This is a genomic window from Erwinia plantamica (genome assembly GCF_043420595.1).
GTDB lineage: Bacteria > Pseudomonadota > Gammaproteobacteria > Enterobacterales > Enterobacteriaceae > Erwinia > Erwinia aeris.
Genome location: NZ_JBGCUC010000022.1, coordinates 1 through 21,810, shown reverse-complemented (window position 1 = coordinate 21,810; position 21,810 = coordinate 1). Strand labels below are relative to the sequence as shown.

The window sequence follows — 21,810 nt, the reverse complement described above, 5'->3', positions numbered from 1 at the left end:
CCAGGCCTCTGGCTTGCCTTTATACTACCGCGCGATTGTTTATAAACTGTCCAGGCGACTTAAGATGGAAAATATCAGGTGAAGTTCGTAAAGTATTTTTTGATCCTTGCAGTGTGTTGCATTTTGTTGGGAGCCGGCTCGATTTATGGTCTGTATCAGTACATACAGCCGCAGCTGCCCGACGTCGCCACGCTGAAAGATGTCCGGCTGCAAACGCCCATGCAGGTCTACAGCGCGGATAACGAGCTGATTGCTCAATACGGCGAAAAGCGCCGCATCCCGTTAAAGCTTGGGCAGATCCCGCCCGTCATGGTCAAGGCCTTTATCGCTACCGAAGACAGCCGCTTTTATGAGCATCACGGTATCGATCCTATCGGCATTTTCCGCGCGGTAAGCATTGCGCTGGTTTCCGGCCACGCTTCCCAGGGCGCCAGTACCATCACGCAGCAGCTGGCCCGTAACTTTTTCCTCAGCCCCGAGCGTACGCTGATGCGTAAAATCAAGGAGGCTTTTCTCGCCATTCGCATTGAGCAAATGATGAGCAAAGACGAAATCCTTGAGCTTTACCTGAACAAAATCTATCTGGGCTACCGCGCCTACGGCGTGGGCGCTGCCGCACAGGTCTATTTCGGCAAAAATGTCGATCAATTATCGCTGGGCGAGATGGCGATGATCGCCGGTCTGCCTAAAGCGCCATCGACCTTTAACCCGCTCTATTCCCCTACTCGCGCGCTGTCTCGTCGCAACGTCGTGCTCAGCCGCATGCTGGATCAGAATTACATTACGCAGGCGCAGTATGACGAAGCGCGCCTTTCGCCGCTGGAAGCGCACTATCACGCGCCGGAAATCGCCTTCTCCGCCCCTTATCTGACCGAGATGGTGCGTCAGGAGATGGTGAAACGCTACGGCGACAACGCGTATAACGACGGCTTTAAAGTCACCACGACCATTACCCGTAAATTACAGTTGGGCGCGCAGAAAGCGTTGCAGGACAACGTGCTGAATTACGATATGCGTCATGGCTACCGCGGCCCGGCCAACGTGCTGTGGAAAGTCGGCCAGACCGCCTGGGGCCGTACGGAGATCCTGAAAACGCTGAAGGCGCTGCCGGTTTACGGCCCGCTCTTCCCGGCGGTGGTAACCGAAGCCAACCGCGAAGAAGCCACGGTACTGATGCGCGACGGCAGCAGCGTGACGCTGAACCTGGCTGGCGTACGCTGGGCGCGGCCTTATAAATCCGATACCGTCCAGGGCCGCACGCCGACTTCCGTGACCGAAGTGGTGCAGCCGGGCCAGCAGATTTGGGTACGCCAGATGGATACCGGCTGGTGGCTGGCGCAGGTGCCGGACGTTAACTCGTCGCTGGTTTCGCTGGATCCGCACAACGGCGCCGTTCGCGCACTGGTAGGCGGTTTCGACTTTAACCTGAGCAAATTTAACCGCGCGACCCAGGCGCTGCGCCAGGTAGGCTCGAACATCAAGCCGTTCCTGTATACCGCAGCGATGGATCGCGGGCTGACGCTGGCCTCTATCCTGAACGACGTGCCGATCTCCCGCTGGGATGCCGGCTCGGGCGCCGACTGGCGGCCAAAAAACTCACCGGCGACCTACGACGGCCCGATCCGCCTGCGTCAGGGGCTGGGTCAGTCCAAGAACGTGGTCATGGTGCGCGCTATGCGTGCGATGGGCGTTGATTACGCCGCGCAGTATCTGCAACGCTTTGGCTTCCCGGCGCAGAATATCGTGCACACCGAATCGCTGGCGCTTGGCTCCGCTTCGTTTACGCCATTGCAGATGGTGCGCGGCTATTCGGTGATGGCCAACGGCGGCTTCCTGGTCGATCCTTTCTTTATCAGCAAGATCGAGGATGAACAGGGCAATACGCTGTTTGAAGCCAGGCCGAAAGTAGCCTGCCCGGAATGCAATCTGCCGGTGATTTACGGCGAGACGCAGAAAGCGGTAGCGCTGAATGAAGACAGCGTGGAAAACCCGACGGTATCGCAGCAGGGCGGCAACGCAGTCGTTCCGCAGCCGCAGCTGGAGCAGGTTTCCCAGCCGCCACAGCAGGATGAACAGTACGCGCCGCACGTGATCAACACGCCGCTCTCTTTCCTGATCAAAAGCGCGATGAACTCCAATATCTTTGGCGAACCGGGCTGGATGGGCACCGGCTGGCGCGCAGGACGCGATCTGAAGCGCAACGATATCGGCGGTAAAACGGGCACCACCAACAGCTCGAAAGACGCCTGGTTCTCAGGCTATGGTCCGGGCGTGGTGACCTCTGTGTGGATCGGCTTTGACGATCACCGCCGCGATTTGGGCCGAACGACCGCTTCCGGCGCGATTAAAGATCAGATTTCAGGCTATGAAGGCGGCGCGAAGAGCGCTCAGCCAGCGTGGGACGACTACATGAAGGTCGCGCTGGATGGCGTACCGGTGCAGCCGCTGACGCCGCCTGAAGGCGTGGTTACCGTCACCATCGATCGCCGTACCGGCAAGCTGGCCAACGGCGGCGGTAATACCCGTCAGGAGTACTTTATCAACGGCACACAGCCGACCGAGTATTCCGTCCATGATGTCGGCACCACGCTGATGGACAACGGCGAAAGCCACGAGCTGTTCTGATGCCGGGCCCTGTCGCCCGTGCCTGATGGCCACAAAAAAGCCCGGTTTTTACCGGGCTTTTCTTTGGAATGCTGTCGCGTTTTTAGTAGCTCAGCCGCCCCTGGCGAATCAACCACTCCCGCACCATAAACAGCGCGCTGACGTTGCGCGCCTCGCAAAAATCAGGCTCCTGCAGCAGCGCCATCAGGTTATCCAACGGCCAGCGAACCTGCGGCAGCGGTTCCGGCTCGTCGCCTTCCAGCCGCTCTTCGTAAAGATCTTCCGCCACGATGATATTCATCTTGCTGGAAAAATAGGACGGCGCCATGGTGAGCTTGCCCAGCCATTCCTGCTGACGCGCGCCAAAACCTACCTCTTCCTTCAGCTCGCGGTTGGCGGCTTCCGCAGGCGTTTCGCCCGGATCGATCAGGCCTTTAGGGAACCCCAGCTCATAATTTTCCAGTCCGACGGCATATTCCCGGATAAGAATAAGATGGTTGTCCACAATGGGGACGATCATCACGGCTTCACGTTCAGTGGGTTTCATTCGCTCATAAACGCGCTCAGCACCGTTGCTGAACACTAAATCCACGGCCTCCACGGTAAACAGACGCGACCGCGCGACGGTTTCAACATTCAGGATTTTAGGTTTTTGCAGTTGTCCGGTCATAGTGGCCCCAGGGAAAAGCCAAAAAAATGAGCGTAATAGCTCGCCAGTCGCGGTAAATTTACCGACAGTTACGCTATTGTGCGGCAGTGAAAGAAGGTTGCCAATCAGCGCATGAATTATTTTACACCGTTATAACAAATCCACCCGTAAGTAATTAAAAAGTTTTAAAAAAGTCAATGCGTGTTTTACAAAATAAGAATATACCGATATTGCTACGGCCTATGGCTTGTTACCATCTCGCTCGGGGCTAATCTACTATTATTCTAATTTTATGATTTTGCGCGTTATTTTATTAAACTTCGCGGATTGCCAGCGCTGCCTGAAGCCGTCACAATATCGATATAACTATGATTCAGGCCGGTAATTTCCAGCACAATGGCAGGAGCAGGATGGCAGGGAGAAAAGCATGAGCACAATAGTCATTATATTGGCTGTAATGCTGGCCTGTTCACTCGGAGCGGGTTGTTTTTTCTGGTACGCTATGCGGCATCGCCCGCCGTTGGCGAAACCGCTGCCATTCATTAGTCCGCCTTTTCGCAAGCTGAGCGACGACGAGCGTAAAGCCGTTGAACGCTACATCGGCTCTTTAGCGAAGCACCGCAGCATTCCGCTTCCCGGCGGCAATACACATGCAAACGATAATCTGGCGCTAACCTCGCAAAGCAGCAACGTCTATCCGGTTACCCGCTCTATTACCCGCTACGGCCTTTCCACCGACGATCCGCACAAATGGCGTTACTATCTGGATGCGGTTGAAGTGCATCTGCCGCCGCTGTGGGAACAGTACATCGCCGAAGAAAATTACGTCGAGCTGATCAAAACGCAAACTATTCCGCTGGTGGTTTCGCTCAACGGGCATTCGCTGGTCAACTACGTTTACGAGCCGCCTGCGCTGGGGACGGTAACGCGGCCTGCGGCGCAAAACGCCTCGATCAGAAAAGAAGAAAGCGAAAACATTGAGCTGCTTAGCGTGCGTAAAGAGACGCCTGAAGAGTATATGCTCAGCCGTCCCGACGGCACGCGCGAGGCGGTAGCTATCAGCCTGGGGCTGCTGCTGCTCTTTTTTAGCCTGATTAGCCCGGCGGTAATGATGCCGTGGCTGGTGGTCACCGCGCTGGTCATTATCCTTATCAGCGCCTGGTCGCTCTGGCGGCGGCCAGGCGAGAAAGACCTGCGGGAAATCCACTGCCTGCGCGGCGCGCCCAAACGCTGGGGTCTGTTCGGCGAATCCAACCAAGGCCAGGTCAGCAATATTTCACTCGGCATTATCGATCTGATCTATCCTCCCCACTGGCAGCCTTACGTGGCGCACGATTTAGGCCAGCCTACCGAAGTGGATATCTATCTTAACCGTCAGGTCGTGCGTCAGGGCCGCTTTCTGTCGCTACAGGATGAAGTCCGCAATTTCCCTATTCATCGCTGGCGCAAAAACCTGGTGCTGGCTACAGGTTCGCTGCTGGTGCTGGTGCTGCTGGTTTTTCTGGTGCCGCTAAGTATGCCGCTCAAGCTAAGCATCGCCTGGCTGAAAGGCACAGAAAGCGTCCAGGTGCACAGCGTGGGCGATCTGGAAAACGTTGCCTTGCGCATCGGCGACTCCCTTAAAGTCAGCGGTGAAGGCATGTGTTCAGTCCCGGCGACCTATCAGGGCAACCGCAGCTACGCGTTTATGCCTTTCGACTGTTCGGCCGTCTACTGGAATAACGCCGCTCCCCTGCCCCAGCCGCAGTCGGATATTATCGATAAGGCTACCGCCCTGCTGAACACCACCAGCCTGCAGCTGCATCCACAGAACAGCACCGATCCCAAGCTTAATCCGCAGCTCGCCACGGCTATCCAAAAATCAGGCATGATCCTGCTGGATGACTTTTCCGATATCGTGCTGAAAACGCAGGATCTGTGCAGCCAGGAGCAGGACTGCGTCAGGCTGAAAAACGCGCTGGTCAACCTTGGCAACGCTAAAGACTGGGAAACGCTGGTGCGTCGGGCGGACTCTGGCGCGCTGGCCGGCACCAATGTGCTGCTGCGACCGGTCAGCGCCGAAGCGCTGGAAAACCTGGTTAACACCGCCACCTCTTCGTTTTTCTATCGGGAAACAAGACGCGCGGCGGAAGCGCTTAACAGCCCGCCGCCCGGCGGTTTTCTGATCCTCAGCGATGAAGGCCGCCAGCTGGTCAATCAGCAGGCGCCCGGCATCTCCCTGTTCGACTTCAACGCGCCCGACCAGTGGCCGGAATTACAGCGCCTGGCGGGAATGCTGCTGCACACGCCGTTTTCCGCCAGCGGCATCGTGACCAGCATTACCACCGACGCCAACGGCACGCGGCATATCGCGCTGCACAGCGAGCCGGACGCCACCCGACTGGGCCACTATCTCGGCACCACCTTGCTGCTGCTGATCGTTGCCTTAAGCTTTATCTTTAACGGTCTGCTGGCCCTCAGACGTATTCATCTCAATCGCGTGCGCACCACGGCGATTCAGGACTATTACGATAAGTGTTTTAACCCCGCGCTAAGCACGCCGCAGACTATCCGACCGCTGTTCTGAGCCCGTCGGTTTTATGCTATTTTTAAGGTTATCGTCCTCTCTGCGCCATCCCGCATGACGCTCTCCGGCTTAAGCCGGAGAGGCACCTTGATTTCCGACAGGCAACCCATACATAGGGATATTCCCAAACAGGAGCAGCGATGAAAGAGAAATCCGCAGAAGCGGTTCGGCTCGATAAATGGCTGTGGGCCGCTCGCTTCTATAAAACCCGCGCGGTCGCACGTGAGATGATTGAAGGCGGCAAAGTGCACTACAACGGCCAGCGCAGCAAGCCGAGCAAGCTGGTGGAGCTGAACGCCCAGCTAACCTTACGCCAGGGCAATGATGAACGTACGATCATCGTTCTGGCAACGGGCGACCAGCGTCGTCCGGCCGCGGAAGCCCAGCAGATGTATGCCGAAACGGCTGAAAGTATTGAAAAGCGGGAAAAGATAGCGCTGGCGCGAAAAATGAACGCGTTGACTATGCCGCATCCTGACCGTCGCCCTGACAAAAAAGAGCGCCGGGACCTGATGAAATTTAAAAATTCTGGCGACGAATAAGCTTGCCACAACGAGAGAGAATTATGGCTCATCAAGACCAAATGCACCGTTATCTGTTTGAAAATTACGCCGTACGCGGCGAACTGGTGACGGTTTCCGACACCTGGCAGCAGATTATCAACGGTCACGATTACCCGCTGCCGGTACAGAAAGTGCTGGGCGAGCTGCTGGTCGCCACCAGCCTGCTGACCGCCACGCTGAAGTTCGACGGCGACATCACCGTGCAGCTTCAGGGCGACGGCCCGCTGAACCTGGCCGTGATCAACGGTAACAATCGTCAGGAAATGCGCGGTGTGGCCCGTGTTAACAGCGAGATCGCGCCGGACAGCAGCCTGAAAGAGATGGTCGGCAACGGCTACCTGGTGATCACCATCACGCCGGCCAAAGGCGAACGCTATCAGGGCGTGGTTGGGCTGGAAGGCGAAACCCTGGCCAAGTGTCTGGAAGACTACTTTATGCGTTCGGAGCAGCTGCCGACCCGCCTGTTTATCCGTACCGGCGAAGCGGAAGGCCAGGCTGGCGCAGGTGGTATTCTGCTGCAGGTTCTGCCCGCGCAGGACGCCAAAACAGAGGACTTCGAGCATCTGGCGACGCTGACCGACACCATTAAAACGGAAGAGCTGCTGGGCCTGCCGGCCAACGAAGTGCTGTGGCGACTGTATCATCAGGAAGAAGTCACGCTCTACGATCCGCAGGACGTGATCTTCCGCTGCACCTGTTCGCATGAACGCTGCGGTGAAGTTCTGCGCAGCCTGCCGGAAGAAGAAGTGAATGAGATCCTGGCCGAAGACGGCAAGATCGATATGCATTGCGACTACTGCGGCAGCCACTATATTTACGATGCTGTAGATATCGCAGCGATCCGCAACGACTCTGCCGCCGGCGACGAGCGCGTGCACTGATAATACTGCGCCGTCGCCAGGCGGCGCATCTCTCTGACCATCCTATGCCTTTTTACCGTAGTCATTCCGCAAAACCCTTACGCAAATGCATACGCTGAGGCGATAATAAGCGTTTCATGTGTCGCCTCTCATTTCTGCCTCCTGTTGCTTTTCCTCTGCCTTTAGCCGTGTAAACTGCGCGCGATCGCAATTTACACTTTATTAAGAATTTGATAACCACTACGGTTAACGGCACGTGATTTCCCTTCATCTGTAATTACAACCGACCCGACAAAGGAGCAGTAACATGCGTGACCTGACCCAGCAGGATCTCGTCGATTATGGCATCACGGACGTGGTTGAGATCCTTTACAACCCGGATTTCGACACGCTGTACAGGGAAGAAACGCGTCCCGAACTGAGCGGATATGAACGCGGTATCGAAACGCAATCCGGCGCGATTGCCGTCGATACCGGCATCTTTACCGGCCGTTCCCCCAAAGATAAATATATCGTGCGTGACGAGACAACTCGCGACACGCTGTGGTGGAACGATCAGGGCAAAGGCAAAAATGACAACCAGCCGCTTTCGCAGGAAATCTGGCAGGATCTGAAAGCCAAAGTCACCAAACAGCTCTCCGGCAAACGTCTTTTTGTTGTGGATGCCTGGTGCGGCGCTAACCCGGATACGCGTCTCAGCGTGCGTTTTATTACCGAAGTGGCCTGGCAGGCGCATTTCGTTAAGAACATGTTTATCCGGCCGGATGAGGCGGCGCTGGCCAGCTTCGAACCTGACTTTGTGGTGATGAACGGCGCGAAATGCACTAACCCCGACTGGCAACAGCAGGGGCTGCATTCCGAAAACTTTGTCGCGTTTAACCTGACCGAGCGCATCCAACTGATTGGCGGCACCTGGTACGGCGGCGAGATGAAGAAAGGGCTGTTCGCCATCATGAACTATCTGCTGCCGCTGAAGGGTATCGCGTCGATGCACTGTTCGGCCAACGTTGGCGAAAAAGGCGATGTGGCGGTGTTTTTCGGCCTCTCCGGCACCGGCAAGACCACGCTGTCGACCGATCCAAACCGCCAGCTGATCGGCGACGATGAGCACGGCTGGGACGATGACGGCGTCTTCAACTTTGAAGGCGGCTGCTACGCCAAAACCATCAAGCTGTCTGAACAGGCGGAGCCGGAAATCTATCACGCTATTCGTCGCGATGCGCTGCTGGAAAACGTGGTGGTACGCGCCGACGGTTCGGTGGACTATGACGACGGCAGCAAGACCGAGAATACCCGCGTCTCCTACCCGATTTACCACATCGACAACATCGTGAAGCCCGTGTCGAAAGCGGGACACGCCCGTAAGGTGATCTTTCTGACGGCGGACGCTTTCGGCGTGCTGCCGCCGGTGTCGCGTCTGACGCCGGATCAGACGCAGTATCACTTTCTGTCGGGCTTTACCGCCAAGCTGGCCGGTACGGAGCGTGGCGTCACCGAACCGACGCCGACCTTTTCCGCCTGCTTTGGCGCGGCGTTCCTGACGCTGCATCCGACGCAATACGCCGAGGTGCTGGTAAAACGCATGGCGGCGGCGGGCGCGGAAGCTTATCTGGTCAATACCGGCTGGAACGGCAGCGGCAAACGTATTTCGCTGAAGGACACACGCGCCATTATCAACGCTATCCTCAGCGATGAGATTGCCGGGGCGGAAACCATCACGCTGCCGATCTTTAACCTGACGGTGCCGCTGGCACTGCCAGGCGTGGACAGTGCGATCCTCGACCCGCGCAACACTTACGCCGATGCCGCACAGTGGGAAGAGAAAGCGCGCGACCTGGCGCAGCTGTTTATTACTAATTTTGATAAGTATACCGATACGGCCGCCGGTGCGGCGCTGGTATCCGCCGGCCCGCAGCTGTAGGCCAGGCGTGATAAAAAAGGCCGGATGTCTGACATCCGGCCTTTTTCATTGTTGCGGCTTATCCCGTCACGACCGCAGGCGCGGTGCTGGGCGGCAAAGGCAGCCAGGCGCGGATACACAATCCGCCCCGCTCGCTTTCGCCAATTTCCAGCGATCCCTGATGCGCATCGATAATACGCTGCACGATCGCCAGCCCCAGCCCGGTGCCGCTGGTGCTGCGGGCGCTGTCGCCGCGCACAAAAGGCTGAAGCAGGTGCTTAAGCTGCTCGGGCTTGATCCCCGGCCCGTCATCCTCTACCTGGAACCAGGCGCGCTGTAGCTCGCTGCCGCTGCTGACCTTGATCCAGCCGTTGCCATAGCGAGCGGCATTAACCACCAGATTGGCGACCGCGCGCTTGATCGACAACGGATTGATATCCAGCATCAGTTCCGTGGGCATTACCGCGTTCTCGATTTCCCGCTCGTAGCCGCTTTCCGCCGCCACGACCTCGCCTACCACGCTATTGAGATCCGCACGCTCGGTCTGCATCTCCTGCCCGGTACGCAGGTAGTCGATAAACTGCTCGATAATGGCGTTGCATTCTTCAATATCTTTGTTGATCGATTCCGCCAGGTAGCCGTCTTCCTGCGACATCATTTCAGTGGCCAGGCGAATACGCGTCAAAGGCGTGCGCAAATCGTGGCTGACGCCTGCCATCAACAGCGTGCGGTCGTCGGCCAGCTGCTTCACGCCTGCCGCCATCTGATTAAACGCCCGCGTCACCGATCGCACTTCAGACGCGCCGTATTCCCGCAGCGGCGGCGGAATAATGCCCTTGCCCACCTGAAGCGCGGCGTGCTCCAGCTCCACCAGCGGTCGGTTCTGGATGCGGATAAACAGCCATGCGCCGCCTATCGCCAGCAGCATAATCGCCAGCGTGTAGCGGAACAGCGGCGAGAAGTCACCCTGATGAATTTCGGTCAGCGGCACCCGCACCCAGATATCGGGCGAAAGCCAGGTTTTCAGCCAGACAACCGGCGAATTTTTGTTTACTTCGACGCGTACGTCTGTTGGGCCGCCGAGCTGCTGCGCCATCTGCTGGCTGAGAAACTCGTAGTGTTGCGCCCAGCGTAATCCGCTCTCTTCCGCCGCCGCATTGGTATACAGCGAAATACCCAGCTCGCGATAGATTTCCCGGCGAAACGCTGGCGGCACTTCAAGCTGCGTGCCGTCCTCCAGCTGCAGCCTGTCGGTCATCAGCATTCGCACCTCATACGCCAGCACCTTATTAAACTGCTGCAGGCTGGGCAGAATGGCGAAATTCAGCACCACCAGATAGGTCGTCACCAGGCTGACAAACAGCAGGGTGACGATCAGCAGCAGCGTGCGGGCAAAGGAACTGCGGGGAGAGAAGCGGAGTCGCCTCATGCTTTACTGCCGTCCGGTACAAAGACGTAGCCTAAACCCCACACGGTCTGGATATAGCGCGGATGGGCCGGATCTTCTTCCACCATGCGGCGCAGACGGGAAATCTGCACGTCGATAGAACGCTCCATCGCGCTGTATTCGCGGCCGCGCGCCAGATTCATCAGCTTGTCGCGGGAAAGTGGCTCGCGCGGGTGGCTCACCAGCGCCTTCAGCACGGCGAATTCTCCGCTGGTCAGCGGCATCGGCTCGTCTTCGCGGAACATTTCGCGCGTGCCCAGGTTCAGCTTAAACTTGCCGAAAGCGATAACCGCTTCTTCCTGCGAAGGCGCGCCCGGCAGCTCGTTGGCCTGACGACGCAGCACGGCGCGGATACGGGCCAGCAGTTCGCGTGGGTTAAACGGTTTGGGAATATAGTCGTCGGCACCGATTTCCAGCCCTACGATACGATCCACTTCTTCCCCTTTCGCCGTGACCATAATGATCGGCATCGGGTTGCTCTGGCTACGCAGACGGCGGCAGATAGAAAGACCGTCTTCGCCCGGCAGCATCAGGTCCAGCACCATCAGGTGGAAGGATTCGCGGGTCAGCAGACGATCCATTTGTTCAGCGTTCGCGACGCTGCGCACCTGGAAACCCTGCTCGGTCAGATAACGTTCTAACAGCGCGCGCAAACGCATATCGTCATCCACGACCAGGATTTTGTAGTTTTCTTGCATTTCGATACTCCAAAGGCGCTATTGCCTGTGCCGGTATTCTTAAAAAAGATGCCTGAATGTAACAGTCAATAATGGTTTATATTCTAGCCGAAATTGTTACAAAGCATATTAAACAGCAGCTTATCTTTAATTTATCCGCGAAACTACCCCTTCAGCCGCCCTCTTTTTGCACTGAAAGATCAGGACAAACAATCAGTAACGGCGGGCCAGAAAAAACGTGAAGGTATTTGCATCGCCGGCCGGGCCGCAACAAAATAATGCGCGCACTCCCGAGAAAGAGAAGGACGACAATGAAAACCAAACTGATCACCCGCGAAGGTTACGACAAGCTGAAAGCCGAGTTGGACTATCTCTGGCGCGAAGAGCGTCCGGAAGTGACAAAAAAAGTGACCTGGGCCGCCAGCCTGGGCGACCGCAGCGAAAACGCCGACTACCAGTACAACAAGAAACGCCTGCGTGAAATTGACCGCCGCGTGCGCTACCTGACCAAGTGTCTGGAGCAGCTGCGCATCGTGGACTATTCGCCGCAGCAGGAAGGCAAAGTGTTCTTTGGTGCCTGGGTCGAAGTGGAAAACGACGACGGGGAACTCAAGCGCTTTCGCATCGTCGGCTACGACGAGATCTTCGGCCGCAAAGACTACATTTCTATCGACTCGCCTATGGCGCGCGCGCTGCTGAAAAAAGAGGTAGGCGATCTGGCCGTGGTGCAGACGCCCGTTGGCGAGGCGGGCTGGTACGTCAACGACATCACCTACGTTAAACAATCCTAATCCTGCGGATCTGCGGCCTCCTTAAGGCCATACGCTGGCAATTGCCGTCGGCAATCCGTAGACTTGCCGCAGTTTCTCAAGCCATAAAGTAACCGACAATGAAAGATTCGCTGAGCCGCATAATTGCAAGTGAGCTGCAGGCACGGGCAGAACAGGTTGATGCCGCTGTCCGTCTGCTGGATGAAGGAAACACCGTGCCGTTTATCGCACGCTACCGTAAGGAAGCGACCGGCGGCCTGGACGATACCCAGCTGCGCCAGCTGGAAGCGCGCCTGGGCTACCTGCGCGAGCTGGAAGAGCGCCGTCAGTCGATCCTGAAATCCATTGGCGACCAGGGCAAGCTGACCGACGAGCTGGCCGAGGCTATCGGCAGCACGCTGAGCAAAACCGAGCTGGAAGACCTTTACCTGCCCTACAAGCCGAAACGCCGCACGCGTGGACAGATTGCTATCGAAGCGGGCCTGGCGCCGCTGGCCGACGCCCTGTGGCAGGATCCCTCCCACGAGCCGGAGCAGTTTGCCGCAGGCTTTGTCGATGCCGAGAAAGGCGTGGCCGACACCAAAGCCGCGCTGGACGGCGCGCGCTATATCCTGATGGAGCGCTTTGCGGAAGACGCCACGCTGCTGGCGAAAGTGCGTGACTATCTGTGGAAAAACGCCCATCTGGTATCGCGAGTGGTGGAAGGCAAGCAGGAAGAAGGCGCCAAGTTCCGCGACTATTTCGATCATCACGAACCGCTGTCTACCGTGCCTTCGCATCGCGCGCTGGCCATGTTCCGTGGCCGCAACGAGGGCGTACTCCAGCTTGCACTGAACGCCGATCCGCAGTTTGACGAGCCGCCGCGCGAAAGCCAGGGCGAACAGATCATCGCCAATCATCTCAACCTGCGCCTGAACAACGCCCCGGCGGACAGCTGGCGCAAAGCGGTGGTGAGCTGGACATGGCGCATTAAAGTGATGCTGCATCTTGAAACCGAGCTGATGGGCACGGTACGCGAACGCGCGGAAGACGAGGCGATTAACGTGTTCGCCCGTAATCTGCACGATCTGCTGATGGCCGCGCCTGCGGGTATGCGCGCCACGATGGGTCTGGATCCGGGTCTGCGCACCGGCGTGAAGGTCGCTGTGGTGGACGCCACCGGCAAGCTGGTCGCCACGGATACGGTTTATCCGCATACCGGCCAGGCCGCCAAAGCCGCCGCTGCGGTCGCCGCGCTTTGCACAAAGCATCAGGTTGAGCTGGTGGCGATCGGCAACGGCACCGCCTCGCGCGAAACCGAACGTTTTTATCTGGATGTGCAAAAGCAGTTCCCCCAGGTTAAAGGCCAGAAGGTCATCGTCAGCGAAGCGGGCGCCTCCGTCTATTCCGCTTCCGAGCTGGCCGCGCTGGAGTTTCCGGATCTGGACGTTTCGCTGCGCGGCGCCGTTTCCATTGCCCGTCGCCTGCAGGATCCGCTGTCCGAGCTGGTGAAAATCGATCCGAAATCGATCGGCGTCGGCCAGTATCAGCACGACGTCAGCCAAAGCCAGCTGGCGAAAAAGCTGGATGCGGTGGTGGAAGACTGCGTTAACGGCGTGGGCGTGGATCTGAACACCGCTTCCGTGCCGCTGCTGACCCGCGTCGCCGGCCTGAGCAAGATGATTGCGCAGAATATCGTTAACTGGCGCGACGAGAACGGCCGCTTCCGCAATCGCCAGCAGCTGCTGAAGGTCGCCCGCCTGGGGCCGAAAGCCTTTGAACAGTGCGCGGGCTTCCTGCGTATCAGCCAGGGCGATAACCCGCTGGATGCCTCAACCGTTCACCCGGAAACCTATCCGGTCGTCGAGCGCATCCTGGCCGCCACCGAGCAGGCGCTGAGCGATTTGATGGGCAACTCAACCGCGCTGCGCGATCTGCGCGCCGTGGATTTCACCGACGAGAAGTTTGGCGTGCCGACGGTCAGTGACATCCTCAAAGAGCTGGAGAAACCGGGCCGCGATCCGCGTCCCGAGTTCAAAACCGCCCAGTTTGCGGAAGGCGTGGAAACCCTGAATGACCTGCTGCCGGGCATGGTGCTGGAGGGTGCCGTCACCAACGTCACCAACTTCGGCGCTTTTGTCGATATCGGCGTGCATCAGGATGGCCTGGTGCATATCTCTTCGCTGGCCGACAAGTTCGTCGACGATCCGCATAAGGTGGTGAAAGCGGGCGATATCGTCAAAGTCAAAGTGATGGAGGTCGATCTCCAGCGCAAGCGTATCGCCTTAACCATGCGTCTTGACGAGCAGCCGGGCGAAACCAACGCTCGCCGCAGCGCCGGTCGCGACGCCGGTCGCCCTGCGCAGAATAAAGCGCGTCCGCGTCCTGCCGCACAGCCTGCGGGCAACAGCGCGATGGGTGATGCGCTGGCCGCCGCCTTCGGCAAGAAGTCCTGATCGCGGGCGCTAACGCGCCCGTTCTGCAAAAAGCGTGCGGCTCGCCCGATCCGCACGCTTAACCGGCATTTTTTTTGCGCGCCCTTCGCTTTTTTGTTTCCTGTTTACTTTCCAGATAACTTCCTTCGGCGTAAATTTGTCCTACATCAACTGAAGTAATAATCATTCTCAATATAATCACCCCAGTCAATTATCACGGCAGCGTAGCCTGCCAGGGTGGTGCTATGAAATTTCTTGCCAATCGCTATTACGCAATCAAAGGTTTCTCTCCGGCTATCAGTCCGGGCTTCCGGCAAAAACTGCTGTTGCAGGGGCTTTGTCCCGGTTCTCGCTTTCAGGTTAAGGCCGTGGCGCCGTTCGGCGGCCCCGTCAAAATCGAAAACGGCTATGCCAGCCTGGCGCTGCGCCGCAAAGATCTTTCCCTTATCCAGCTTGACTGCCTGAACTGAAAGCGAGCGACTCTATGAAAACCACGACGATCGGCCTTATCGGCAATCCCAACGCCGGGAAAACGACCCTGTTTAACCAGCTGACCGGCGCCCGCCAGCGCGTCGGCAACTGGGCTGGCGTCACCGTGGAGCGCAAGGAAGGTTCCTTTACCACCGCGCAGCACAAGGTGCAGCTGGTGGATCTGCCTGGCACCTATTCACTGACCACCATGTCGGAGCAAGGCTCGCTGGATGAGCAGATCGCCTGTAGCTATATTCTGAGCGGCGAGGCGGATCTGCTGATCAACGTGGTTGACGCCAGCAACCTGGCCCGCAATCTGTACCTGACGCTACAGCTGCGCGAGCTGGGCGTACCCTGCATCGTCGCGCTGAACATGCTGGATATTGCGGAAAGTCAGCATATCCATATTGATGTGGCGCAGCTGGAAAAAGCGCTGGGCTGCCCTGTACTGCCGCTGGTGTCCACACGCGGCACGGGCATTGATCGGCTGAAGGCGGCGATTGACGACTTTGACGGTCGGGCCAGGGTATTGACCGTTGATTATCCCGAAGAAACGGAGCGCCACGTTGCCACGCTCCAGGCCGCCATGCCGGTTCAGCTGCCGCTTTCGCGTCGGCGCTGGCTGGCCCTGCAGATGCTGGAAGGCGACGTCTGGTGCCGTATTCAGGCCGGTGAGCGCGCCGCAGCGCTGGCGGCGCAAATCGGCCCGGAAGCAGCGCCGCTTGCCATCAGCCAGGCTCGCTATGCCGCGATTGAAAAGCTGTGCCAGCGCGCCAGGGGAAAACAGACGGCCATTCCGCCTCGTCTCTTCGGGCTGCTTGACGCACTGGTGCTGCATCGCTGGCTGGGTATCCCCATTTTCCTGGCGGTGATTTATCTGATGTTCTTTCTCGCCATCAACCTGGGCGGCGCGCTGCAACCGCTGTTTGAACAGGGTAGCGCGGCCATCTTTGTCGACGGCATGCAGTGGCTGGGCGCAACGCTGCACTTCCCTGGCATGCTGACGCTGTTCCTGGCGCAGGGCATCGGCGGCGGCATCAATACGGTGATGCCGCTGATCCCGCAGATTGGCCTGATGTATCTGTTTCTCTCTTTTATGGAGGATTCCGGCTATATGGCCCGCGCGGCTTTTGTCGTGGATCGGCTGATGCAGGCGCTGGGGCTGCCCGGCAAATCCTTTGTGCCGCTGATCGTCGGCTTCGGCTGCAACGTGCCTGCGGTGATGGGCACCCGCACGCTTGACGCGCCGCGCGAACGGTTGATTACGCTGCTGATGGCGCCCTTTATGTCATGCGGCGCGCGGCTGGCTATCTTTGCCATTTTCGCCTCGGCTTTCTTCGGCCAGCACGGTGCGCTGGTGGTATTCAGCCTCTATCTGCTGGGGATCCTGGCCGCGATCGTCACTGGCCTGGTGCTGAAGCACACGCTGCTGCGCGGCGAGGCGACGCCTTTTATGATGGAAATGCCTGCCTGGCACGTGCCGCATCTGAAAAGCCTGTGCCTGCAAACCTGGCAGCGGCTGAAAAGCTTTGTGCTGCGCGCCGGCAAGGTCATCGTGATCGTGAGCGTGATTATCGGCGGTCTGAACAGCTTTTCGTTCAGCGGCCAGCCCGTTTCCAGCATCAATGATTCGGCACTGGCGACGGTAAGCCGTCAGCTGACCCCGCTGCTCGCTCCGATTGGCGTCAGCAGCGATAACTGGCAGGCTACGGTCGGGCTGCTCACCGGCGCGATGGCGAAAGAAGTGGTTATCGGCACGCTGAATACGCTTTATACCGCCGAGGCGCTGCACGAAGAAACCTTCGATCCACAGAGCTATAGCCTGCTGGCGGAGCTGAAAGGGGCGGTAACGGAAACCTGGCAAAGCGTGAAGGAAACATTCAGCCTGAGCGTGCTGCTGCATCCGCTTGATGCCAGCAAAGGCGACGGCGATATGGCAAGCGGCGCGATGGGCATGATGCACAGCAAATTTGCCAGCGATACCGCCGCCTATAGCTATCTGATTTTCGTGCTGCTTTACGTGCCTTGCGTGTCGGTGATGGGCGCGGTAGCGCGCGAAAGCAGCACCGGCTGGATGCTGTTCTCAAACTTTTGGGGGCTGAGCCTGGCCTACAGCCTGGCGGCAACGTTTTATCAGCTTGCCACCTTCACCAGCCATCCGCAGTCAAGCGCGATAGTCCTGGTCGCGGTCGCCCTGTTTAATCTGCTGCTGCTGGCGGTGATGAAAAACATCAGGCTGCCGCCAGCCCGGCTGTCGGTCAGAACCCTTGATGCCAATGGCTGCATGGGATGCAGTAAAAAAGGCAGCTGCCACTAAAGCGTCAGCCGCCGCAGGAAGTTGCGATTTCGCTTCCAGGGTCTACAGTGAACATTACGTGGCTGTAAACCAATGCGGTGGCTCACTTTATAAAAATGGAAATTATCAATAACTTAATCGATAAGATCTATGAGGGCGCTTTTCCCGCCGATACGCTGAACCAGCTGACGGAAGCCATCAGGCAGACGCAAAAAGAACTCGGCTACCAGCGTAAAGCGCACTGGGACGAAAAAGACGTGGTGCTGATTACCTACGCCGATCAGTTCCGCGAGCGCGAGGCGCCCACGCTGCGCACCTTCTCCCGCTTTTATCAGCAGCATCTCAAGTGCTTTACCCTGGTTCATCTTCTGCCTTTTTTCCCCTACTCCTCCGACGATGGCTTTTCGGTCATTGACTATCATCGGGTCAATACCATCTGCGGCGACTGGTCAGACGTGGCGGAACTGCATCAGCATACGCGGCTGATGTTCGATTTCGTCTGCAACCATATTTCTGCCCACAGCGCCTGGTTTAAGCACTATCTGGCACAGGATCCCGGCTGGGACGATTTCTTTATCAGTATGCCGCCCGGCACGGATCTCAGCGCGGTAACGCGGCCCAGAACCTCGCCGCTGCTGACGCCTTTTACGCTGGCAAACGGCGAAACCCGTTTTATCTGGACCACCTTCAGCGCCGATCAGATCGACCTGAATTTCGCCAGGCCAGAGGTGCTGCTGAGCATGGTCAGGGTGCTGCTCGACTATCTGGCAAAGGGCGCGGACTACGTGCGGCTGGATGCGGTGGGCTATATGTGGAAAACGCCCGGCACCTCGTGCATCCATCTGGAAAAAACGCACCTGCTGGTGAAGCTGTTCCGCGCTATCGCGGAGGAAGTTGCGCCCGGCACGGTGATCATTACCGAAACCAACGTGCCGCATAAAGACAATATCAGCTACTTCGGCAACGGGCGCGATGAAGCGCAGATGGTCTATCAGTTCTCGCTGCCGCCGCTGTTGCTGCACGCTATCCATTATGGTTCCTCACGCGCGCTCAAGCAGTGGGCAGCCTCGCTGGGCGTCGGCAACGGCACCACCACCTGGTTTAACTTTCTGGCCTCGCACGACGGCATCGGCCTGAATCCGCTGCGCGGCATCCTGCCGGAAACCGAAATCGTGTCGCTGGTCAGGGATCTGGCGCTTGAAGGCGCGCTGATCTCCTATAAAAACAATCCTGACGGCACCAGCAGCCCCTATGAGATCAACGTTACCTATATGGATGCGCTGAATAAAAAAGAGGACAGCGACGAGGTGCGCTTCCAGCGCTTTATGCTGGCGCATGCGGTCCTGCTGGCTTTTCCCGGCGTGCCGGCGGTTTATATTCAGAGCATTTTGGGTTCACGTAACGATATGGAAGGGGTAAAAGTAGCGGGCCACAACCGGGCCATTAACCGCGAAAAATACGCTATCGGCGAGATTGAAGCCGCGCTCAGCGATACCCGCTCTTTACGCCATAAGGTGTACCATGGGCTGAGCCAGCTGATTCAGTTAAGAACGCGCCAGCCCGCTTTTCATCCCGATAACCCTGCCGAAGTGCTGGAAAGCGATAACTCACTGTTTATTTTGCGACGTCGATCGGCGCAGACGCATGAAGAGATGCTCTGTATTTATAATCTGAGCGGTAAAGAAGTTAGCTGGACGCTGCCGGACAATCGGCTCTACCGTAATATTGCCGGTAACAGCATTTTTAACAGTAATCATCCGCTGACGCTGCCGCCGTGGCACTTTCTGTGGCTGAAAAACGTGGGAGAGAAACAGCAGGCAGAATGAATTCTGCCTGCCGAAAGCTTACTTATAAACGTCTGCGGTCGCGCTGAATTTACCGTGTTCACGGCCGGCGATAATCAGATAGTATTTGCCGCCCTTCTCATCCGCCAGCTTCGACAGCACCGCTTTGGCATCCATTGGCGAAGTGGTTTCCGCCGTGGTGTGCACCGTGCCGATTTTTTCCAGGTTCATGGTTTTGACTTCTTCTCGGGTCACCTCTTTCGCCGCCAGCGCGGCAAAAGGCAGGGACAGCGCCAGAAAGGCAACGGCCATCGTTTTTAATTTCATCAGAGACACTCCCGGTTAATGTTATTGTCGTCGGCTGCCGGATGAGAATGCTGGACAGGAAGCCTGTCCACTCAGAGGTAAAGCGGTCAGCAGCCCCTGATAATTATTATCGGTAACCCGCAATTCGCCAGTTTTCTGAACAAAATTAACGCGGCAATTTCAATCCAAAATCAATCAGTTGCTCGCAGAACGCTTCGGCATGGGAAATAAAAGGCGCGTGTGCGGCCTTGTCGATGATAACCGCTTCGCTGTCGGGCCAGCGCGCATCCAGCAGCGGCGCGATTTTACGCGGCACCAGGCCGTCCAGCGCGCCGTAAATACGCAGCAGCGGCACCTGTAATGCCTGCATCGGTTCGCGCAGATCGACGGTGCGCAGAATTTCCAGCCCGCCCTGCAGCACGCTGACTTCCGGAGCAGGCAGCGAGAGCACCACGCTTTTGAGCTGGCGCGCATCCTGCCTGGCCGTTTCCGTGCCCAGCGTTTGCAGCGCCAGGAAGCGCTCGACGGTACGCTGAAAGTCCTCGCTCAGCTGCTGCTGAAAATTACTTAGCGTCTCGGGTTTGATGCCCGGCCAGTCGTCCTGCGCGGTAAAACAGGGTGAAGAAGCCACGCTGACCAGCCCGCTGACGCGTTGCGGATGCTGCAACGCCAGCGAACTCGCCACCAGGCCGCCTAACGACCAGCCCAGCCAGACGGCGCGGGCAGGCGCAAAGGGCAGCAGGTTCGCCACCATCTCCTCCACGCCCATCGCCGGAAACCCTTCGCTGCGGCCATAGCCGGGCAGATCCACCAGGTGCAGACGAAAATGCGGGCTGAGTCGCGCAATGATGTTCTGCCAGACGCCCGCGTTCAGTCCCCATCCGTGGAGCATCACAAGATCGCGATCTCCCGTGCCGATTGTCTGCCAGTAAAGCTGAGCCATCTATTACTATCCTGTTTTTGTCATGGAGGACGCTATGCTAACAATGCCCGCCGCCTGTTGGCTATGCCGGATGCCGCTGACGCTGGCCCATCACGGTATATGCAGTTACTGCCAGCGCGCCCTGAAACCGCCCTGCTGCTGTCCGCGCTGTGGCTTATCTACCTTTTATCCCAATGAGGAGTGCGGCCGCTGCCAGCGTCATCCGCCCTCGTGGCAGCGGCTGATTTTCGTCGCCGACTGGCAGCCGCCGCTAAAAGAGCTGGTCAAAAAACTGAAGTTTTCGCAGCAAACAGCACTATCGGTGATGCTGGCGCGCCTGATTTTGCTAACCTGGTTAACGGCCCGTCGTGAAGGCAGGCTCCAGCGTCCCGATCTGCTGCTCTACGTTCCGCTGCATCGCAGCCGCGCCTGGCGGCGTGGTTATAATCAGCTGGACGATATGGCCCGCTATCTGGCGCACTGGCTTGCCATTCCCTGCGCGCCGGGCGGCCTGAGCCGGAAAAAAAGGACACGGGTTCAGCACTTTTTATCGGCCCGCGCCAGACGGCGTAATCTGCGGGGCGCCTTTAAGGTTGAAATCGAGGTGAAAGGACGGCATATCGCTTTACTGGATGACGTCGTCACCACCGGCAGCACCGTTGAAGAAATCGCCCGGCTCCTGCTGCGTGCGGGTGCGGCCAGCGTACAGGTCCTGTGCCTTTGCCGCACCTTGTAGAGCGTCGGCGATGAGCGTAAAATAAACCCACTAATTTAGTCAACTATTGAGCAATCGCCATGATCCGAATTACTGATTCTGCGCAAGAGCACTTCGCAAAACTGCTGTCAAAACAGGAAGAGGGCACCCAGATTCGCGTATTCGTTATCAATCCGGGTACGCCCGGTGCGGAATGCGGCGTTTCTTACTGCCCACCCGATGCGGTAGAAGCCACCGACACCGAGCTGAAGTTCGAGAAGCTCTCCGCCTACGTTGATGAACTGAGCGCGCCCTACCTGGAAGACGCCGAGATTGATTTCGTCACCGATAATCTGGGTTCCCAGCTGACGCTGAAGGCGCCAAACGCCAAAATGCGTAAGGTGAGCGACGACGCGCCGCTGATCGAGCGCGTGGAATATCAGCTCCAGGCCACCATTAACCCACAGCTGGCGAGCCACGGCGGCAAGGTATCGCTGATGGAAATCACCGACGACGGCTTCGCTATCCTGCAGTTCGGCGGCGGCTGTAACGGCTGTTCAATGGTTGATGTGACGCTGAAAGAAGGTATCGAGAAAGAGCTGCTGGCGACCTTCCCCGAGCTGAAAGGTGTGCGCGATCTGACCGAGCACCAGCGTGGCGAACACTCTTTCTACTGAGTGCGCTAAACTACCGCAATGAACCGGGTGAGTCATGGGCCGCCCGGTTTTTTTATACAGCCTCTTTCATGCCTTAAAAAATCAGGACATAAATTCTGATACCGATTGGTTAAATGGCTGCACAGGCCCAACTCTTCTGCTTCTGCTTCTGCTTCTGCTTCTGCTTCTGCTTCTGCTTCTGCTTCTGCTTCTGCTTCTGCTTCTGCTTCT

Annotated in this window: 17 protein-coding genes; 12 read left to right on the top strand and 5 right to left on the bottom strand. The window is 57.8% G+C overall.

Annotated elements, in window-relative coordinates:
- The first annotated feature begins 78 nt into the window (after nt 1-78).
- A complete protein-coding gene (gene mrcA / locus AB3U87_RS19265) occupies nt 79-2,625 on the top strand; it encodes a peptidoglycan glycosyltransferase/peptidoglycan DD-transpeptidase MrcA (RefSeq protein WP_253457629.1) in 2,547 nt (848 codons plus the stop codon).
- Nucleotides 2,626-2,707: 82 nt separating this feature from the next.
- Here the strand turns inward: mrcA and nudE are convergent, their stop codons facing one another.
- On the bottom strand, nt 2,708-3,274 hold the full coding sequence (gene nudE / locus AB3U87_RS19260; RefSeq protein WP_253457626.1) for an ADP compounds hydrolase NudE: 567 nt from the start codon (nt 3,272-3,274) through the stop codon (nt 2,708-2,710).
- A gap of 406 nt (nt 3,275-3,680) precedes the next feature.
- On the opposite strand from nudE, the gene AB3U87_RS19255 reads away from it, so the two are divergent.
- The 4 genes from AB3U87_RS19255 to pckA all read left to right on the top strand — a co-directional run bounded on the left by AB3U87_RS19255 (nt 3,681) and on the right by pckA (nt 9,163).
- Complete coding sequence (locus AB3U87_RS19255) at nt 3,681-5,819, top strand: intracellular growth attenuator family protein (RefSeq protein ID WP_301251841.1); 2,139 nt, start codon at nt 3,681-3,683, stop codon at nt 5,817-5,819.
- 140 nt (nt 5,820-5,959) lie between these two features.
- The gene (gene hslR, locus AB3U87_RS19250; protein WP_301251843.1) at nt 5,960-6,361 is read left to right on the top strand and encodes a ribosome-associated heat shock protein Hsp15; all 402 of its coding nucleotides are present in this window, start codon (nt 5,960-5,962) and stop codon (nt 6,359-6,361) included.
- Nucleotides 6,362-6,384: 23 nt separating this feature from the next.
- Complete coding sequence (hslO, locus tag AB3U87_RS19245) at nt 6,385-7,263, top strand: Hsp33 family molecular chaperone HslO (RefSeq protein WP_394150142.1); 879 nt, start codon at nt 6,385-6,387, stop codon at nt 7,261-7,263.
- Nucleotides 7,264-7,549: 286 nt separating this feature from the next.
- A complete protein-coding gene (pckA, locus tag AB3U87_RS19240) occupies nt 7,550-9,163 on the top strand; it encodes a phosphoenolpyruvate carboxykinase (ATP) (protein WP_394150140.1) in 1,614 nt (537 codons plus the stop codon).
- Nucleotides 9,164-9,221: 58 nt separating this feature from the next.
- On the opposite strand, the gene envZ is transcribed toward pckA, so the two are convergent.
- A complete protein-coding gene (envZ, locus tag AB3U87_RS19235; RefSeq protein ID WP_253457611.1) occupies nt 9,222-10,571 on the bottom strand; it encodes a two-component system sensor histidine kinase EnvZ in 1,350 nt (449 codons plus the stop codon).
- A complete protein-coding gene (gene ompR / locus AB3U87_RS19230; RefSeq protein WP_001157751.1) occupies nt 10,568-11,287 on the bottom strand; it encodes an osmolarity response regulator transcription factor OmpR in 720 nt (239 codons plus the stop codon). The genes envZ and ompR overlap by 4 nt, the downstream gene beginning before the upstream one ends.
- A gap of 290 nt (nt 11,288-11,577) precedes the next feature.
- Between ompR and greB the strand changes: the two genes are divergently transcribed.
- The 5 genes from greB (at nt 11,578) to AB3U87_RS19205 (ending at nt 19,043) form a co-directional block, all read left to right on the top strand.
- Nucleotides 11,578-12,057: a transcription elongation factor GreB gene (gene greB / locus AB3U87_RS19225; RefSeq protein WP_253457608.1), complete on the top strand. Its 480-nt coding sequence runs from the start codon at nt 11,578-11,580 to the stop codon at nt 12,055-12,057.
- Between the two features lie 98 nt (nt 12,058-12,155).
- Entirely contained in the window at nt 12,156-14,471 is a 2,316-nt protein-coding gene (locus AB3U87_RS19220) for a Tex family protein (RefSeq protein WP_301251846.1), read from the top strand.
- 224 nt (nt 14,472-14,695) lie between these two features.
- Nucleotides 14,696-14,920: a FeoA domain-containing protein gene (locus AB3U87_RS19215; protein WP_253457602.1), complete on the top strand. Its 225-nt coding sequence runs from the start codon at nt 14,696-14,698 to the stop codon at nt 14,918-14,920.
- A gap of 14 nt (nt 14,921-14,934) precedes the next feature.
- On the top strand, nt 14,935-17,238 hold the full coding sequence (feoB, locus tag AB3U87_RS19210; RefSeq protein WP_394150136.1) for a Fe(2+) transporter permease subunit FeoB: 2,304 nt from the start codon (nt 14,935-14,937) through the stop codon (nt 17,236-17,238).
- Nucleotides 17,239-17,333: 95 nt separating this feature from the next.
- A complete protein-coding gene (locus AB3U87_RS19205) occupies nt 17,334-19,043 on the top strand; it encodes an alpha-amylase family glycosyl hydrolase (RefSeq protein ID WP_370734938.1) in 1,710 nt (569 codons plus the stop codon).
- Nucleotides 19,044-19,061: 18 nt separating this feature from the next.
- On the opposite strand, the gene AB3U87_RS19200 is transcribed toward AB3U87_RS19205, so the two are convergent.
- Complete coding sequence (locus AB3U87_RS19200) at nt 19,062-19,331, bottom strand: YdgH/BhsA/McbA family protein (RefSeq protein ID WP_253461199.1); 270 nt, start codon at nt 19,329-19,331, stop codon at nt 19,062-19,064.
- A 142-nt stretch (nt 19,332-19,473) separates the two neighbouring features.
- Nucleotides 19,474-20,250 carry a pimeloyl-ACP methyl ester esterase BioH gene (gene bioH, locus AB3U87_RS19195; protein ID WP_394150133.1) on the bottom strand — a complete coding sequence of 259 codons (777 nt, stop codon included), beginning with the start codon at nt 20,248-20,250 and terminating at the stop codon, nt 19,474-19,476.
- A gap of 34 nt (nt 20,251-20,284) precedes the next feature.
- Between bioH and gntX the strand changes: the two genes are divergently transcribed.
- Both gntX and nfuA read left to right on the top strand, forming a co-directional pair.
- Complete coding sequence (gntX, locus tag AB3U87_RS19190) at nt 20,285-20,965, top strand: DNA utilization protein GntX (protein ID WP_370734939.1); 681 nt, start codon at nt 20,285-20,287, stop codon at nt 20,963-20,965.
- A 59-nt stretch (nt 20,966-21,024) separates the two neighbouring features.
- Entirely contained in the window at nt 21,025-21,600 is a 576-nt protein-coding gene (gene nfuA / locus AB3U87_RS19185) for a Fe-S biogenesis protein NfuA (protein WP_125289892.1), read from the top strand.
- Nucleotides 21,601-21,810 lie beyond the last annotated feature (210 nt).

Bases quoted from the DNA above. Each gene is read 5' to 3' on its own strand.
- nudE (WP_253457626.1), bottom strand. From the start codon at position 3,274: ATGACCGGACAACTGCAAAAACCTAAAATCCTGAATGTTGAAACCGTC.
- AB3U87_RS19255 (WP_301251841.1), top strand. From the start codon at position 3,681: ATGAGCACAATAGTCATTATATTGGCTGTAATGCTGGCCTGTTCACTC.
- hslR (WP_301251843.1), top strand. From the start codon at position 5,960: ATGAAAGAGAAATCCGCAGAAGCGGTTCGGCTCGATAAATGGCTGTGG.
- hslO (WP_394150142.1), top strand. From the start codon at position 6,385: ATGGCTCATCAAGACCAAATGCACCGTTATCTGTTTGAAAATTACGCC.
- pckA (WP_394150140.1), top strand. From the start codon at position 7,550: ATGCGTGACCTGACCCAGCAGGATCTCGTCGATTATGGCATCACGGAC.
- envZ (WP_253457611.1), bottom strand. From the start codon at position 10,571: ATGAGGCGACTCCGCTTCTCTCCCCGCAGTTCCTTTGCCCGCACGCTG.
- ompR (WP_001157751.1), bottom strand. From the start codon at position 11,287: ATGCAAGAAAACTACAAAATCCTGGTCGTGGATGACGATATGCGTTTG.
- greB (WP_253457608.1), top strand. From the start codon at position 11,578: ATGAAAACCAAACTGATCACCCGCGAAGGTTACGACAAGCTGAAAGCC.
- AB3U87_RS19220 (WP_301251846.1), top strand. From the start codon at position 12,156: ATGAAAGATTCGCTGAGCCGCATAATTGCAAGTGAGCTGCAGGCACGG.
- AB3U87_RS19215 (WP_253457602.1), top strand. From the start codon at position 14,696: ATGAAATTTCTTGCCAATCGCTATTACGCAATCAAAGGTTTCTCTCCG.
- feoB (WP_394150136.1), top strand. From the start codon at position 14,935: ATGAAAACCACGACGATCGGCCTTATCGGCAATCCCAACGCCGGGAAA.
- AB3U87_RS19205 (WP_370734938.1), top strand. From the start codon at position 17,334: ATGGAAATTATCAATAACTTAATCGATAAGATCTATGAGGGCGCTTTT.
- bioH (WP_394150133.1), bottom strand. From the start codon at position 20,250: ATGGCTCAGCTTTACTGGCAGACAATCGGCACGGGAGATCGCGATCTT.
- gntX (WP_370734939.1), top strand. From the start codon at position 20,285: ATGCTAACAATGCCCGCCGCCTGTTGGCTATGCCGGATGCCGCTGACG.
- nfuA (WP_125289892.1), top strand. From the start codon at position 21,025: ATGATCCGAATTACTGATTCTGCGCAAGAGCACTTCGCAAAACTGCTG.